Raw genomic sequence first — 16,423 nt, 5'->3', positions numbered from 1 at the left:
CAAAACTTCGATTTCAATCTCCGACAAAAATTTCCATAAATTTTTTCAAACAGAATTTAAATAATTACCATAAAAGATGCGAAATTGTTGACCAAAAACATTATATTTTAATGATATTATAGGGTTTTAAAATGACTAAACTAAAATTTGCAATAATTTTTATTCTTTCAGTTTCCTCTATTATTAAATCCTGCTCTGAGGAAAACCCACTGTATGAACTAAGAGGGATATGGGTAAGCCGGTTTGAATATACAGCTTCAGGGAAAGTACATGATCCAGACAGTATAAAAAGATTTATCTCCAGCATATTCCAAAATGCTAAAATTTCGAATTTCAACACTATATTTTTTCAGGTCAGAGGTAATGCCGATGCTTTTTATAAGTCAAAATATGAACCATGGAGTGAACTTTTAACAGGCAAACTTGGGAAGGAACCCGGGTGGGACCCCCTTCAATACGCAATAGATGAAACTAAAAAGCTTGGGTTAGAGTTGCATGCATGGATTAATGTATTTCCTGCATGGAGAGGACGAGGAAAAATTCAGAAAACCAATCCACCTCATCCATTGCAGAAACATCCTCAATGGTTAGTTTGCGATAGATCAGGTAAGCCAATGAGAAAAAATAATGGGTATATTTCTTTCAGCCCAGGTATTCCGTATGTCCATGATCATATATTAAAAGTTATTGACGACATTATAACAAATTATGATGTAGATGGAATTCATTTTGATTATATCAGGTATCCAGACGGAGCAGATAAAACTGGGTATTCACATGATCCTATTAGCGTAAAAAGGTATCAATCGGAACAGAACAATCCTCTGGGGCTTAAATGGGATGACTGGCAACGAGAACAGATTACAATTTTTATTTCTCGCGCCTATAATCTGATAAAAAGCAAAAAACCATGGATAAAAGTTTCGGCTGCTGTAATTGGAAATTATAAGAATACAAACTGGAATGCATATCATAGTGTTTACCAGGATCCTGCTAGATGGGCAAGAATTGGTAAAATAGACTTCATCATTCCTATGATGTATTTTAATACTTCTAGATTTAAAGAAGCTATTATGGAATATAAAGAAATTGTACCTGTAACCACTCCAATAATTGCAGGTATTGGACTGTATAGAATAAACCCTATAGATGGGATAAAACAAATCAAGATAGCTAGAAAAAATAGACTACATGGTATTTCAATCTTTGCCTCTTCCTATATGAAGGGATTATGGCAGATATATAAAAAGAATTGTTTCCAATATCCGGCGCTAACACCTAAAATTCCAAACGAAGATACTTTTTCACAGCCACCGGAAAACTTTCAAATAATTCAAAAAGGGGATACAATTCTTTTTACCTGGAATCATACAAAGAGTAACAAAAACCATATGATTAAAAATTATATTATTATATACTCTAAAAAGAAAAAAATAGAAAAAATAAAACCTGAACTTATCTTTGCCATAGTTTCAGGAAAAACAGACTCATTTTTAACAAATTACAAAAGCACATATAATCGAAAATTTTTCTCAATAGCTACGATTGACAGATTTGGTAATATCTCACAAATGTCTGATCCAATTAAATTCAAGTATGAAAATAAATAACGCAATTATACTAATTCTATCAATAATCAATTTTTTAACAGCACAGCCAATAAAAATTGTTGGCGTCCCAATAATAGTCTCGCCAAAAGATAAATATTTTATATCACCGAAATGGTCACCAAATTTAAAATATATAAGCGTAACCGAACCAAAATACAATGGTATTTATGTTATATCTTTGAAAGATAAAAAAATCCATCAAATTACTGATGAGCTAAGCGCTGGATACAAATACCAATGGAGCCCCGATGGTAAATTCATAGCGGCTAAAGTAAATAAAAAACAATTTGATAAGATTTATTCTGCAATAAAAATTTTTGAAATACCTTCCGGGAAATTTATAATAATAAAGGAATACAATAAAGACGACAGCGGATTCCCATTATGGACGAAAGATGGGAAAAGCATATATTTAAATTTTTATGATCAACTCAAGATGTTCCCTGTTTTTAATAAGCAAGAACAAAATGGATATGAGAATCTTATCTATGTAAAAGACAATAAGTTATACCTCTATAATCCACAAAAAGACACTGAAATCAACATCTTAGATCAATTAAAAATTGAGCTTTCAAATTTTAGAATAATCGACACAGCAATATCTCCAGATCATAATAAAATCGCTATTGAAACAACTGCATCACTGGTTTATATACTATCACTTCGGGAGAACATTACATATAAACTTCCTGATGCTAACAGCGTATCCTGGTCGCCAGACAGCAAACATCTGGTTTTTTGTAAGTCAACCGATGACGGACATAACTTTATATCATCGGATATATATATTTCTACATGGGATGGTAAAAACCTCTTTCAGATTACAAATACTCCTGACAAAATTGAGCTATCTCCCTCATGGTCTCCTGATGGTAAATGGATTGTATATAGTTTATTTAATTCAGGGAAAATATTAATACAAAAGATAACGTATCTGGAAAATTAATCTTCTTTTTTTTGATCATGAAATTAATAAATCCCTGGAACATCATAAATGGGTGAAACTAGTCTATAATCGCCAAACCCAGTCTCATCAACAAATACGAATGTTCTGTTTATCTCATAATAGTACCAGATCTCATATGGCCTTGTATTCATTTCAAAAGGATGTCTTTCAACTTCACTTGGCGGACCAAAAAGTATAAAAATCATACCTCTATCTGTTTTCCAGCCGGGAAGAAAGTTAGAAAAATGTTCATTAGCATAGGCTACTCTTCTATAATACTCTTCCATTAATTCATTTTTCTCTGTACCAGGACTTGGATCAAGGTCAGCCCAAAACTTTTTAAACTTCTCCTTTTTCTCCTCTTCTGAACTTTTGAGCATATCCCTTATCGTCTTGGCTGAGGCAATATACCTCAATTGTTGAATAGCTTCATCAAGATTATTTATATAATTCGACATTCCATACCATCTTACATTGAAGACAAGGTTCTGTTCTACCGTTTCATTATTGATATTTATTCTAAGATGGAATTTGTACCTATTATAGCCTAATTTTTGCCTTTTTATTTTAACAAGTTCCTGTGTTCGCCCTTTTTTCAAATACTTATTGTATTCACCTTGAAGAATTATATTATTATCCATATCCGAAATGGTATAATTAAAATTTGCATACCCACTATCTGATAACAATACAAATCCTATATAAAAGTAATCATTTTCATTTTTTACACTATTATTAATAGACGGTATTAACTCTATAGTACCGTCCTCATGAGTTATGACCTGGTCTACAATAAAGATTTTACTGATTGTAAGGGTTCTACTATAAAAATCTTTTAAATTTAATTTCTTCTTTCTAAAGCTACTTTTTTTTGTTTCCAAATCCATAATGCCAATCGTCAGAAAATAATTTGATGGTCCTTCACGGAAAACAATTTTACTAACATCATAATGCTCGGTTGAATTTGTCTCATCATAATTCTTCGTCCTTATTTCCTGTGTCCATATTTTTGAAGCCACTTGAGCTTCCTGCTCATCCAAAAGTAGTATATTTATCTCATACTTTCCCACAAAATAATCTCCATCTTTAACAAATACCACAGCATCGAAAGGCACCTTAATTATAATCTCAATATCTACAGAATCACGCGTCACAAGTGGATAATATATAACATCATAATAGAAAAATGGAGATTCAGTCTCCTGACTATATTGAAAATTTTCCCTCAATCCACTCTGTCCATTACAAAGAACAAAAATAAAAATTATAGTAATGACAATCTTTATTGTTTTTTTAATCATAATATTTCCTCCAATTAAATTTAGTCAAACCATTATTAGTCGCAAGCCACAAATAATCATTATAAAAACATACCTCATAAACCAGCTCTCCGCCGATTCCGTCATCAATTGTTAGATGCTCATAATAATTATCTTCAAGATTAATCATAAATATTCCATCATTAGTTGCAACACATAAATAGTTATCATACACCTTCATATCCAAGATTATAAGATTTTTATTACTTGAAATAGTCGGCAAATCAACAACCTTATTATTTTCGATATTATACAGATATAAATCCTGTCTTCGATTATAAAATACTCTTCCATTGGAATATTCAATAGCATCAACACTAAAAGCCACTATGTCATCATTATCAATTCTTTTAAAATACATATCATAATGAGACATCTCACCCGTCGAGGTGTTAATCAAATATATTCCATTGGATGTTGCAATCCATAAATCATTTTGATTAATAACCATATCTAAGACATTCGTATATACAGGAATTGTCGATATTCTTTCTTCCAGCTTCAAGTATGGTAAACTAAAAGCTAATAACCCATACTCAGTCCCGGCAAATACCAAAGAATCATTAAAAGCAAGCGATATCACCTTTTGATCGGGCAAATACTTATCTAAAAATTCAATATCCCACAATCCCCTGGAAATTTCATACACAACTACTCCCTGCGAAGTACCTATTACAAGACTTTCACCATTAAAACAAATCTTATTAACAATTTTATCTGCTAATTCAAATATATAACCACTCTCAAAATATTCCCATACATATCCATTTAAATCAAAAGAAGAAACTCCAGTTCTCTGAGAAAAAAGATATCCCGTTGACTCACTGCTACCAAGAAATATTCTGTCTCTACCTACAGCGACGGTCGTTACATTATTGTTTAATGGACCAAGCTGTTTAATCGATAAAAACTTCGTATTTTCATCACCAATTATGATTCCACCTCCAGTGAGTCCTCCATATATTTTCCCATCACTTGCTACATAAAAAACTGATATTGAATATTTCCTGAATAATGGATCTACAACCATACCATCTGAATAACATTGATAATTACCATCAACGGTATATGCACTATAATCACGGAAATAATCAGCTGATGATATACTCCAGTGGACAGAATCATGTGGAATTTCTTTACCCAACCTGTAACCCACAAATTTGTCAAGTTTTATGTATTCATTACCATTTATCTGGACCCATATATAGGCACCATCAGAACCAATCCTTAGAAGATTACTCGGTTGAGTTATACCAATTGATGTAAATGGAAGATTATTCCACCTCCTATCTGATGGATTCCTGTAACTTATCCCATTTTCGTGTACAACCCATAAATATCCTGTAGTCCAATCATAGCAAATACTCTTAATGATATCACCGCTTAGACCATTGCTCCTCGTAATAGGGTCTTCAAAGCATCTTTTAAATTTATGATAAGGGATTATACCTCCACTCGTACCAAAATAGACATATTCTGGAGTTTCACATAAACTTGTTACATAATTACAGTTTTTATATGTAATCCAATCATCAATATCATATATTCTATTAGGATTTTGTCCTAATACTAAAATATTCATAAAAATTAACGACAAACTTATTGTTAAAAATTTTCTTTTTGTCATTTTATTAACTTATCTTTACAAAATATTTACCGGGCAATTGCTTAACCAAACCTTTCAGCTCAAGCGATAAAAGTGTTGGTAATATCTCATACGGCTGCATTTCAACCAATTCAGCTAGATTCTCTATATGCACAGGTTCATGGTTAATTATATCATAAATCTTTCTTTCTTCTCCTTCCAGTTTAAAAGTTAATTCCATCTGATGGGATCTCCGTGGATATTTTCTAATCCTATCTATTTCTTCAAGTACATCTTCTGCACTTGAAATTAACTTCGCTCCCTGCTTTATTAAATTATTTGTTCCCACGCTTTTCTTATCAGTAATACGTCCAGGCAATGCAAATACTTCTCTATTCTGGTCAGTAGCATAGTAAGCAGTAATCAATGCTCCGCTCTTTTCACCAGCCTCGATAACCAAAACTCCTAGACTCAACCCGGAAATAATTCTATTTCTCCTTGGAAAATTCACCGCATCTGGCTTTGTCCCCGGTAAAAACTCTGAACAATAAACACCACACTCAATAATCATATTCATTAATTTTTTATTTTCAGGTGGATATATTATATCCAGTCCATTACCCAGCACTGCTATAGTCCTTCCTCCTGCCCTAAGAGTGGTTTTATGGACTATCGTGTCCACTCCACGAGCAAAACCACTCACAGTGGTAATCCCGGCTTTTACCAATTCTCTGGCTACTACCTCAGTTACATTTTTGCCATATTGCGAGGGAGATCTTGTACCAACAACTGCTATTGAATCATAGTCACTATCTCTAAACTCACCCCAATAAAATACTATCGGAGGAGGGTCATAAATTGTTTTTAAATTTTCGGGATAATTGTTATCGAATATCGTTACAAATTTTATCTTCTTTTTTTCAATCATCTCAATAGTTCGACTAATCTCATCTGACTCACCTAAACTTTCTATCTTTTTTATCTTTATAGCTACTTTTTGGTTTATTCCATCAATTGAACACAATTCTTTCATGCTGGCATTTAACACATCGCTGGCTCTTTTAAATCGGTTTTTTAGTGCAAGAATCTTTCTGGGTCCCAATCCCGGGATTGAAATTAATTTTAATATAGCGTAAAGCTCATCCATAACTATTAAGTAATATAACTAATTTTTCTATTAATTTGGACAAATGCATTCCAGTCACAGCAGATATATAGATAACTTCCAATTCTCCTATTTCTTTTACTTTCCCAATATTTTTAGAATCCAATAAATCAGATTTTGTAAGGGCTACAATTGCTGGCTTGTTTTTAAAAACATCTGAGTAACTTAATAATTCATCCTGCAAAATTTTAAAGGTTCGTTCCTGCTCAGGATCAATAGCCTCTATCATATATAGTAAAACTTTTGTTCTTTCGAGGTGTTTTAAAAATCTTATTCCCAAACCTTTTCCCTCATGGGCTCCCTCTATTATGCCAGGTATATCAGCAAGAACAAAACTTCTAAAATTACCATACTTCACAATGCCCAGATTTGGTATCAGTGTAGTAAATGGATAATCAGCAATTTTAGGCATTGCGGTAGTAAGCTTTGCCAGAAGTGTGGATTTTCCACTATTTGGTAATCCAACCATCCCAACATCCGAAACAACCTTTAGTTCAAAAACAAGATTTTTTTCCTCTCCCCTCTGACCAGGCTCTGCAATCCTAGGTGCCCTTAGAACTGGATTAGCAAAGGATGCATTTCCCCTGCCACCAGCACCTCCCTTAGCTACAACTACCCTTTCACCTGGCTGTGTCAAATCAGCTATAATTTTTCCTGTACTATCATCTTTGATTAGGGTGCCAGGAGGAACATGAATAATAACATCTTTTCCATCAGCACCTTTTTTCAATGCTCCTTCGCCTGGTTTACCGTTACCAGCTTTGTAACTCTTTCTATATTTTAAATCGTGCAATGAGTAAAGATTTGGATCAACCTCTACTATAACATCTCCACCCTTACCCCCATCCCCACCACTCGGGCCACCCTTAGGAACGTACTTCTCCCTTCGAAAAGCAATACAGCCTTTTCCTCCATCACCCGCCTTTACATAAACTTTTGTTAAATCCACAAACATGATGTTCTAAATTAAAAATAAAATCAATTATTTCTAATGTTTATCCAGGTTATTTTATTTTCATCTGATAACAGAATACTTCAACGATGGTTCAGTAACCTTTTCTTTTTGTTTCCTCAATTACTCTATCGATTTCTAGTTTCAATACACTGGGAAAATTTTCAAGACCCTCGTATAAAAATCCTCTTATAATAAGACCAACTGCATCGTCTTCTTCAATTCCTCTCGCCATTAGATACTCCACTTCTTCACGTGCTATCTTGCCTACAGCTGCTTCATGGGAGAGCATTATATCTGGGGATAATCCATTTAGCTGTGGAATCGTGTAAATTTCTCCCCCTTCATTTAAAATTAGTCCCTGGCATTCGAGATGACCCCTGACACCTGGCACATTACCGGAAATTAATCCCCTAGCTATTACTTTTCCTCCCCTATTGACAACACGGGATATAATCTCTGTAGATGTTTCTGGTGCATCAAGTACAACTCTTGCACCTATATCGAGATATGAGTCCTCATAGGATACTATTATACTGTTAAATCTTACTTTGGCACCCCTCCCGGCGAGATAAGCTATCGGATTCATCTGTACATCTTTCACCTTTTTTAAGAGTACATAATTTGAAACGAAAGTTCCGCCTTCCTCAACGTATATAGAGGTCCTGGGTCTAACTCGTACAATCTCATGCCAGTTATGAATCATCGAATAAGTAAGCTGTGCTCCCTTACCAACATATATCTCTGTAATACCAAGGTGAGCTCCACCTTCTGAAAGTAAATCTTTCGACGTGCATCCAGTTATAATTTCCAGAGATGAGTTTTCCTCAAGTACAATCAGGTTGTGAACATTTTGCACAATCCCTGGATGTTCAAGAAATAAACATGACTGTATGGGGAAAAATCCTTTTACACCTTTTTTTATATAAATAAAATATCCTGACTCAATATTATCATGAACAAATTTAGTATACTTATCAGTATCAGGAGCTATTAATTTCCAATAATATTTCTGGAAAAATTCCGGATACTTTTCTTTTGCATCATGAATAGATAGTAATTCAATACCAGGTTGTTTAACCCTCGTATGTATCACAGACTGATCTTTCATTAAAAAAGTACCACCCTTTTCATCACCGGTGTCTATACCAGCATGAATCATTATTTCCTTGTCCTGTTCTGAGATCTGTTCCAGATTGTCTATTGCAGGGTGTTCATTTAAATTTTCTATCTTATATTCTTTAAGGTTAACCTCATGTGGAAACTTTATATCTAATCCTTTATCGCGCACCTTAGACATTCATCAAACCCTTTATTTTTTATAAGATCAAATATTTCATAAGGGTTCCCCTTACATACAATTCTTCCATTGACCAATACCAGTCCCTCATCAGCTGGAACATAATCCAGAATAATTCCAGTATGAGTAATTATTAAACCAGAACTCTTTCTACCCTTTTTGTGATTTTTCATGGTTTCACTGTCTTTCAAATCCAAAAATTCTTTATCCAATAATTTTTTTATTGCCTTACCTACAATTTCGATATTTTCAACATCAACCCCAGACTCTGGCTCATCAATCAGAGATAGTCCAGGTTTCTGAATTAAAAGTTGTAATAATTCCGATCTTTTTATTTCACCCCCTGAAAATCCATCATTTATTGAACGATCAATTAAATGCTCTGCCTTCAATTCTTTAATATATTTTTCAAATTCTTCTTCAGTAAAATTTTTAAAAAGTTTAATAATATCCCTGATCGTAATGCCTCTGACAGTTGGAGGTCTTTGAAACATTACACCTATTCCCATTCTTACTCTTTCATAAGGTGGCAGATTTGTAATATCTACACCTTTAAAATAAATTTTCCCTGATTCTATTTTGTAATCGCCGATTCCTATTATAGTCATCAATAGGGTGGTCTTCCCGGAACCATTAGGACCAAAAAGGACAACTGCTCTTCCATCTTCTATCTGAAGGTTAATATTACTTAAAATTTTCTTTCCATCAATAGAAACGGTTAGATTCTCAATAGATAACATTTTTAACCCAATTTTCTAAAATTCCTTTTCCCATTACCACATAAGGGGCAAGTCCAGAAATCTGGCAAATTTTCGAAAAGAGTCCCTGGCTCAACATTATTATCAGGATCACCTTTTTCAGAATTATATATGTATCGGCACTTTGCACATTCATAAAGAATGGACGTCTTTTTGCTCAATTCTTTCTCACTGAATCTATACGTTGGAGCATTCTTCGGCGCTTTCCCTCCTTTTATTTTTTTGAAATAGTCATATGTAAGAGGAACTCCTTCATCCAATTTTTCACCATAAATCACCTCACCCAAAAATAATGTATGACTATTAACATCCATCTCCCCAATAACATTTGCTTCAATCACTCCTATACAATATTCAGTAAGAATAGGGTTACCATTCGGACTTAACTTGTATTTTAACTTGCTGAACTTATCTGAATCTCGACCAGACCGATATCCAAGTATCCCTATATATTTCATTGGAGCATCTTCAGATAGTATATTTATTGTGAATGTACCGGACTCTTTTATATATTCCCAGGTTAACTCAACCTTATTAATACAAACTACTACTCTGGGAGGTAATGCAGTGACCTGCATTACAGCATTTGATATTTGCCCATTCAATTTTCCATTTTTATTGGAACAAACTGCGTATAATCCATAACTAAAGTAGTCCAAAATTTTTTGAAATTCTATATAATCCACAATTTTCTCCACATTCCTAATATGAAGCGATCAGGTCAGATAAAATTATGATATGTTTCATTTCCTCTTTTATAATTCTATCAACCTTATCTTTATTATCTTCCCCAACAACAAACTCCTTTACAGCAAGATAATATGATATGGAATCTTTCTCCTTACCTATTGCATATTTTAGAATATCATCAGGGCTTCCAGCCTCAACTATTTTATCATCTGAAGTGAAAATATAACCACCGGCAAAGGCTTTTATATAGGCATTCAATAATCCCTCTGTATCTGCTTCAATTCTATCATAATCTGTAACAAGTCTATTTTTCATCTCAATAAAAGCTCTTTCATGATCACTTTCCATATCAGCAAGATTATTAAAAACTTCTTTTATTTTTTCATCATCATTTTTTTCCGCATAATTACGATAAAATCTCTGACCATTTCTTTCTATTTCAATCGCAATTTTAAATACCTCTTCAAGACTTATTCTTTCCATTTTTTATTCCTTTCTATAACTTCAATCAATCTTCTCTTTTTACAAGTTGAGTATCCAGCATAATCGATATTTGCTGTGAACCCCCTATTCTTCCTAATAACCCAACAATCTTTGAAGTCTGATCTTCTTCTTCAACTTGCTCAGTTACAAACCAGTATAGTAATACCCTGGCAGGATAATCCTCAACTTGTATTGCAAGCTTCATCAGGTCATTTATCGTCTTGTATTCACGAAGTCGCCGAAGGCGATTTCCCGAAGGGCAAGATAGCCTTACGGCAATTGCAAAATGAAGATTGCAATATGCAAATTGCAAAGTCATTCTCCCCTTCCTTTCGCAGTGATTACCGATTTTGCAACAATTTTGATCAATTCGTTTGATTCAGCCAATAATGGTTGTAGCTCATTGCCAGAAATTAAGTCGCTTCTCTCCACCAGTTTCAGCCAATATAAAGACTCTCGTAATTCCTTCAAGACGAGTTGCATCTTATCTATAAAATCGGCTCTACTTTCTGCTCCACATGCCTCTTCATAATTTGCCCCAGAAGACGAAGCAGCTCGCATTAGCTGATTTGCTATGTACTGTACTACAGCAGTTCTTTTAAGTCTAACTGTCAATTTAGTGCTACTTGCTGCGAACTCTAATAGCCTTTCTGATAAATCGCTTCTATTTTGACATTTTTCAATTTGCATTCTGCATTCTGCATTTGGACATTGCGATTAACTTCCCTGTAACAAACCTCTCATGTTCATAGGCATCCTTAAATGCTTCAAGAGGGCTTGCCCAGTTTACTTTTTCGATATTTACCCGCATTAAATCTACTTTTTCATCCCTATCAATTAAATGATCAAAAAATTTCATGGCATGCTCTACTTCTTCCTTAGCCTGCATACGCAGCCATTTTGCCATACCATCCAATCCAACATTATGGAAATATGTCGCCATCGACAAATAAATATACGCAGATTCAAATTCAAGCTTTATCTGCTCATTAAATACTTTCTTTAAATTTTGATCAATGGCTTTTTCTCTCTTTCTTTTAAGATTTTGATCCAAATTCAAACTATAATTAATTTAAAAATATAAAGGAATTTTTTTAATCAAAATATCATTCACTTTGATTAAAAAATAATGATATAGTTACATTTAAAAACTTATAAAAATACATCAAATTGTGTTTGAAATCACAAATTATTTAAATATATTAACTTATAATATAAATGAGTTTTATATGGAGGGAAAAATGGAAGGAAAAGAAGCATTCTCAAAAACGTTCAAAATGCTTTCTGTAGCATTTCTTCTTGTAGCCTTACTGTTCTCCTTGCCAGATGTTTTTGCAAAAGATACTGACAATCAGGAACTAATCAATCAATTAAAGGCTGCCAGACAGAAGCTACAGGTAAGAAATCAAATGTTGAAAGTAAATCAGTTTCAGTTAAAGGAAAAATCTCAGCAGAATCTCAGCCAGTTAAAACATCAATCACAATTTCATGTTAAAATGAATTCCGCTATTCAAAGTATCTCAGAAGAAGGACACTTCATGAATGTCCAGAAATCCAGAAGGGAAAGATCTAAACTCTCCCCGTTATTTAAAGTCACACAAGAGACACTAAATTTACTTGCTGATGGAGTGACTGCAGATACTGTTGAGGTAGGAGCCGCGCCAATTTTAACATGGACATTCCCCACAGGAGAGACACAGGCAACTTTGGAAGTAATAGTTGATTTTAACAAAAATGGAATTTTCGATAGTGGTATTGATACTACTATTTTTTCTGTGGACCTAGAAGATAACGATATTTATGACTCCGATCCAACTGCTGGTTTCTATCAACTGGATATGAGTGCTATTGGTGAGAAAGATGCATCATTTATTAATATTATATGGGATTTCATTGTAGCCGTTTCATCAGGTACTGAGGAAGAAATGGTATCCATCTCATTCCAGAATCTTTCAACAATCTACTCAGTTTCGGGCACAGTCACCGATGAGTCCAGTAATCCCTTACCCTATATCGTCATAATAGTAGAAGATGCGGAAGCAACTGGTGGAACTGAAGGTCCTCCAGCCCCTGGTGTCTCTTGGATTACTTTAACAGAAAGTGATGGAACATATCGTGTAAACGTTCCAGATGAAGGGTATTACAATATAATGGCTTTTGATCATCTCGGGATATATCCAGGGTTATATCCCGATCCGTTTCTATATGAAAATCAGTCAGTCATGGGGGACGAGGTAGGTTTTGACTTCACAATGGTCCAAGGAAATTGTACTCTCTCCGGAGTAGTACAAGATGACAATGGGAATCCAATACCAGGTGCGGAAATATATGTATCCAGCAAAGACGGACCAATACACATCGACCTAATTACCGATGATCAGGGTAACTTTTCAATAAATCTTATGGAAGGTGCATACTGGATAGGAGTTGATCCATTATCACTTGAAGGGTATCTAGTCCCACCGGGTCAAGAGATCTACATTAGTGAAGGTGAAACTGTAGACTTAGAATTAATTTTATATCCGACGGATGAAACAATTTCTGGAACAGTATATTTAGATGATAATCCTATAGAGGGTGCGAGAGTCTTCTGCTGGCATGATACCTATGGAATAACTGCAGATGAAACAGATGAAAACGGAAATTATACCTTAAATGTTAAATCAGGACCTGAAGGATATCATTTACATCTTGAACTTGATTTTGAAAACTTCTATGTAGAAGAACAATATGATAATATTCCAGCTGGTTCTGAAGGTATTGATTTCCATGCCTACACTGTAAATGGAGGATTATTTGGATATGTAATTGACTCTGAAACCTCTGATACACTAATGGATGTATGGATATCAGCTGAGAGAATGGATGATGGAAAATGGTTTTATTCAGGTATAGATTGGGAAACAAGACAATATATGATGTATTTACCTGATGGTAACTATATCCTCCATGCTGGAGCTCCCGGCTATGATGATTATACAGATTCATCGATTACGATATCAGGGGAAATGATACAACACGACATTTTTCTCGAGCCAAAAACACTGCCATTAGTCCAGGGCGTAATTACCGATACAGCAGGTAATCCCATACCAGATGCACTGGTAGTTTTCGACGGTCCATGGCATCAAGAAACAATGACAGATGAAAATGGTGAATATAACCTGTGGACTGAACCTGGCAGTTACGTTTTCAAAGTTTTTGCCGAAAAACACTATCCATATATTGAATATGACGTCTGGGTTCCTGAAATGGGTCTCATAAAAGATGCTTCTCTAACACCTTTAACACAATTCAGTATTATAGCGGGACAGGTAAAAGATGAATCAGATAATCCAGTATCCAGTATTATGGTTAATATATTTAGAACATCTCCTGCTGAATTCTATTACCATAAGGAAACAGATGATAATGGAGAATTTAACTTTCATGTACCAAACGGCACATATGTTTTAGATATATGGTCTGACTTTCAATATCTACCAGTACATATAGATACGATCGATGTTCAAGGTGATTCAATCTGGCTTGATATATTATTAAGAGAACCCGCCGGAGCTGTGCAGGGAATAGTTTTTGACAGCTACACAAACAGACCTATAAAATGGGCATGGGTTGATGTCTATAATGTAGATACTGATGAATGGTTTTATGGAGGAACCGATGACTCAGGTAGATACTATATACCCTTACCGAATGGTAACTTTGAAATCACAGCTGGTGCTTATGGATTTATACCAAGTGAGCCTATCGATTTTACAATATCGGATAACACTGTAGAAATTAATATCGGATTGGAAGCAGCGTTAAGACTACCTAAAATTTTAGCCGTTCGTGACATACCACACGATCAGGGCAGATGGGTAAGAATAGTATTTTGGGGTGGTTTGGATTGGGATGAAATGCCATTTGAAGGATGGAGCGTATGGAGAATTCAAACCTTTAAACCCATTGATCAACTTGGTGATCCATATGCCTATAAATGGGATTTTGTTACCTATATACCATTCCATGGTGATACTGTATATCGTCTTGATGCACATACATTAATAGATTCAAATGCTTACACCGATGACACTGGCGAATACTGGTCAACTTTTGTTGTATCAGGTCATACACAATATGGAATGTGGGATTTCTATGATTCACGACCGGAAGCTGGTTATTCTGTTGATAATATTGTTCCTTCTGTTCCTGGGAATGTTACTGCTTCAACTTCCGTTGAAGGTATTTCAGTAAGCTGGGAAGCTATTCCAGATGAAGATTTTGGATATTATGAAGTTTATAAGAGTACAACCCAGGGTAGCTATACATCAGAACCGGCTTTTAAAACTATTGAGACGAATGTGATTGATAGTGACATTGAGGTTGGAAATACCTATTATTATACTGTAGTTGCCGTAGACGCCAATGGTAATAAGAGTGCTCCAAGCGCCGAAGTAAGCCTAACATACACAGCAATTGCTGAAGAAGGGAAAATACCAGAGAAATTCGCACTCTATCAGAACTTTCCGAATCCATTCAACCCAACGACTAATATTAAATTTGACCTTCCTGAGGCAGGATTTGTACAACTGTCCATATACGATATCAACGGTAGACTAATCAAGAATATCGCATCATCCAATTATAATCCAGGAACCTATAAAGTTATCTGGGATGCTACCGATTCGAATGGACTAAAAGTACCATCTGGTATTTATATTTACAGAACAAATGTACGCGGTAAGTTTACCAGCAGCGGAAAAATGCTGTTGATGAAATAATATTACTATCCTGCGAAATTTCCATGAAAAGCTCCACCTAACGGTGGGGCTTTTCATTTTATATTGCGATTTATTAAATTTCACGACTAAAAATTGAGGGAGGTTGATATGGAGTGTAAGGTCAACAGAAATATGAATTTCTGCAATTGTTCTTATGAACCGTGTTCAAGAAAAGGTACCTGTTGTGATTGTCTTCAATATCATTTGAAAATGAGACAACTACCAGCTTGTTGCTTTCCCGATGATGTTGAAAAAACCTATAATAGATCATTTGAAAAATTCGCAGAACTTGTTATGTTAGGTAGAATATAGTTATCTATTTTTATAAAAACCCATTAAAACAGTATCCATAACTGCACATAGTTTATCAGGAAGATAATATCCGATTATATGCCTTATTTTATTTTTATCCGGATCAAGAAATAAGATATTGGGGATTCCCACACCACCGTATTTTCTTGCATTAGCATTCATTTGATTTGCAACTTCAGGTTTCTTATCCACATCAATTCTTACGTTTACAAATTTTTTAAAATATTCCTTTACCATATTATCAGTAAAAGTAGAATCCTCAAGTGCCTTACAATATGGACACCATGTGGCATAAAATTCAACAAGGATAGGTTTGCCCGTGGCTTTCGCAATTGCAACTACTGAGTCAATGTCTGAATACCACCGCACTTCTTGTTTCCTATCCACACAACTAAATGCAATTAGTGCAATGATTGATAATAATATTAAAGTTCTAACCTTAACTTTCATAATTTTTCTCCTGTAACTCATTATTAACAATTACAACCATTAATTAAATATAGCAAAAATTGGTAAAAAATATGCTTAATAGTAAAT

The 16,423-nt window shown here is 34.4% G+C and carries 16 protein-coding genes; 4 read left to right on the top strand and 12 right to left on the bottom strand.

Annotated features, from left to right (window positions below; all coding sequences use genetic code 11):
- Positions 1-131: 131 nt before the first annotated feature.
- Positions 132-1,610 (top strand): family 10 glycosylhydrolase, encoded by a 1,479-nt coding sequence (locus tag H0Z29_06440; GenBank protein ID MBO8131142.1) that lies wholly within the window; start codon positions 132-134, stop codon positions 1,608-1,610.
- Positions 1,597-2,556, top strand: coding sequence for a PD40 domain-containing protein (locus tag H0Z29_06435; GenBank protein ID MBO8131141.1), 960 nt, complete (start codon positions 1,597-1,599; stop codon positions 2,554-2,556). Before H0Z29_06440 ends, H0Z29_06435 begins: the two co-directional genes overlap by 14 nt.
- A gap of 23 nt (positions 2,557-2,579) precedes the next feature.
- Here H0Z29_06435 and H0Z29_06430 read toward each other — a convergent pair whose 3' ends face one another.
- The 11 genes from H0Z29_06430 to H0Z29_06380 form a co-directional block, all read right to left on the bottom strand.
- On the bottom strand, positions 2,580-3,857 hold the full coding sequence (locus H0Z29_06430) for a GWxTD domain-containing protein (GenBank protein MBO8131140.1): 1,278 nt from the start codon (positions 3,855-3,857) through the stop codon (positions 2,580-2,582).
- On the bottom strand, positions 3,850-5,502 hold the full coding sequence (locus H0Z29_06425; protein MBO8131139.1) for a hypothetical protein: 1,653 nt from the start codon (positions 5,500-5,502) through the stop codon (positions 3,850-3,852). Before H0Z29_06425 ends, H0Z29_06430 begins: the two co-directional genes overlap by 8 nt.
- Before the next feature lie 4 nt (positions 5,503-5,506).
- Positions 5,507-6,607 carry a DNA-protecting protein DprA gene (gene dprA / locus H0Z29_06420; GenBank protein MBO8131138.1) on the bottom strand — a complete coding sequence of 367 codons (1,101 nt, stop codon included), beginning with the start codon at positions 6,605-6,607 and terminating at the stop codon, positions 5,507-5,509.
- A complete protein-coding gene (gene obgE, locus H0Z29_06415; GenBank protein MBO8131137.1) occupies positions 6,600-7,580 on the bottom strand; it encodes a GTPase ObgE in 981 nt (326 codons plus the stop codon). Before obgE ends, dprA begins: the two co-directional genes overlap by 8 nt.
- Before the next feature lie 91 nt (positions 7,581-7,671).
- A complete protein-coding gene (locus H0Z29_06410) occupies positions 7,672-8,877 on the bottom strand; it encodes a SufD family Fe-S cluster assembly protein (protein MBO8131136.1) in 1,206 nt (401 codons plus the stop codon).
- Positions 8,850-9,617, bottom strand: a complete 768-nt coding sequence (locus H0Z29_06405) for an ABC transporter ATP-binding protein (GenBank protein MBO8131135.1) — start codon at positions 9,615-9,617, stop codon at positions 8,850-8,852. The genes H0Z29_06410 and H0Z29_06405 overlap by 28 nt, the downstream gene beginning before the upstream one ends.
- 2 nt (positions 9,618-9,619) lie before the next feature.
- Positions 9,620-10,321 carry a flavin reductase gene (locus tag H0Z29_06400; GenBank protein MBO8131134.1) on the bottom strand — a complete coding sequence of 234 codons (702 nt, stop codon included), beginning with the start codon at positions 10,319-10,321 and terminating at the stop codon, positions 9,620-9,622.
- Positions 10,322-10,337: 16 nt separating this feature from the next.
- A complete protein-coding gene (locus H0Z29_06395; protein MBO8131133.1) occupies positions 10,338-10,808 on the bottom strand; it encodes a ferritin family protein in 471 nt (156 codons plus the stop codon).
- A 25-nt stretch (positions 10,809-10,833) separates the two neighbouring features.
- Positions 10,834-11,127 (bottom strand): hypothetical protein, encoded by a 294-nt coding sequence (locus H0Z29_06390; GenBank protein MBO8131132.1) that lies wholly within the window; start codon positions 11,125-11,127, stop codon positions 10,834-10,836.
- Entirely contained in the window at positions 11,124-11,498 is a 375-nt protein-coding gene (locus H0Z29_06385; protein ID MBO8131131.1) for a four helix bundle protein, read from the bottom strand. The genes H0Z29_06390 and H0Z29_06385 overlap by 4 nt, the downstream gene beginning before the upstream one ends.
- Positions 11,488-11,862 carry a ferritin gene (locus H0Z29_06380; GenBank protein MBO8131130.1) on the bottom strand — a complete coding sequence of 125 codons (375 nt, stop codon included), beginning with the start codon at positions 11,860-11,862 and terminating at the stop codon, positions 11,488-11,490. Before H0Z29_06380 ends, H0Z29_06385 begins: the two co-directional genes overlap by 11 nt.
- A 187-nt stretch (positions 11,863-12,049) precedes the next feature.
- Between H0Z29_06380 and H0Z29_06375 the strand changes: the two genes are divergently transcribed.
- Both H0Z29_06375 and H0Z29_06370 read left to right on the top strand, forming a co-directional pair.
- The gene (locus H0Z29_06375) at positions 12,050-15,574 is read left to right on the top strand and encodes a carboxypeptidase regulatory-like domain-containing protein (protein ID MBO8131129.1); all 3,525 of its coding nucleotides are present in this window, start codon (positions 12,050-12,052) and stop codon (positions 15,572-15,574) included.
- Between the two features lie 108 nt (positions 15,575-15,682).
- Positions 15,683-15,886 carry a cytosolic protein gene (locus H0Z29_06370; protein ID MBO8131128.1) on the top strand — a complete coding sequence of 68 codons (204 nt, stop codon included), beginning with the start codon at positions 15,683-15,685 and terminating at the stop codon, positions 15,884-15,886.
- On the opposite strand, the gene H0Z29_06365 is transcribed toward H0Z29_06370, so the two are convergent.
- On the bottom strand, positions 15,887-16,336 hold the full coding sequence (locus tag H0Z29_06365) for a thioredoxin family protein (GenBank protein ID MBO8131127.1): 450 nt from the start codon (positions 16,334-16,336) through the stop codon (positions 15,887-15,889).
- Between the last annotated feature and the right edge of the window lie 87 nt (positions 16,337-16,423).

The organism is Candidatus Neomarinimicrobiota bacterium, assembly GCA_017656425.1.
Classification (GTDB): domain Bacteria; phylum Fidelibacterota; class UBA2242; order UBA2242; family B5-G15; genus JACDNV01.
This window is presented reverse-complemented; position numbering and strand designations above follow the sequence as displayed.

Excerpts from the sequence above, each read along its gene's own strand:
- H0Z29_06440 (MBO8131142.1), top strand. The coding sequence starts at position 132 with ATGACTAAACTAAAATTTGCAATAATTTTTATTCTTTCAGTTTCCTCT.
- H0Z29_06435 (MBO8131141.1), top strand. The coding sequence starts at position 1,597 with ATGAAAATAAATAACGCAATTATACTAATTCTATCAATAATCAATTTT.
- H0Z29_06430 (MBO8131140.1), bottom strand. The coding sequence starts at position 3,857 with ATGATTAAAAAAACAATAAAGATTGTCATTACTATAATTTTTATTTTT.
- H0Z29_06425 (MBO8131139.1), bottom strand. The coding sequence starts at position 5,502 with ATGACAAAAAGAAAATTTTTAACAATAAGTTTGTCGTTAATTTTTATG.
- dprA (MBO8131138.1), bottom strand. The coding sequence starts at position 6,607 with ATGGATGAGCTTTACGCTATATTAAAATTAATTTCAATCCCGGGATTG.
- obgE (MBO8131137.1), bottom strand. The coding sequence starts at position 7,580 with ATGTTTGTGGATTTAACAAAAGTTTATGTAAAGGCGGGTGATGGAGGA.
- H0Z29_06410 (MBO8131136.1), bottom strand. The coding sequence starts at position 8,877 with ATGTCTAAGGTGCGCGATAAAGGATTAGATATAAAGTTTCCACATGAG.
- H0Z29_06405 (MBO8131135.1), bottom strand. The coding sequence starts at position 9,617 with ATGTTATCTATTGAGAATCTAACCGTTTCTATTGATGGAAAGAAAATT.
- H0Z29_06395 (MBO8131133.1), bottom strand. The coding sequence starts at position 10,808 with ATGGAAAGAATAAGTCTTGAAGAGGTATTTAAAATTGCGATTGAAATA.
- H0Z29_06390 (MBO8131132.1), bottom strand. The coding sequence starts at position 11,127 with ATGACTTTGCAATTTGCATATTGCAATCTTCATTTTGCAATTGCCGTA.
- H0Z29_06385 (MBO8131131.1), bottom strand. The coding sequence starts at position 11,498 with ATGCAAATTGAAAAATGTCAAAATAGAAGCGATTTATCAGAAAGGCTA.
- H0Z29_06375 (MBO8131129.1), top strand. The coding sequence starts at position 12,050 with ATGGAAGGAAAAGAAGCATTCTCAAAAACGTTCAAAATGCTTTCTGTA.
- H0Z29_06370 (MBO8131128.1), top strand. The coding sequence starts at position 15,683 with ATGGAGTGTAAGGTCAACAGAAATATGAATTTCTGCAATTGTTCTTAT.
- H0Z29_06365 (MBO8131127.1), bottom strand. The coding sequence starts at position 16,336 with ATGAAAGTTAAGGTTAGAACTTTAATATTATTATCAATCATTGCACTA.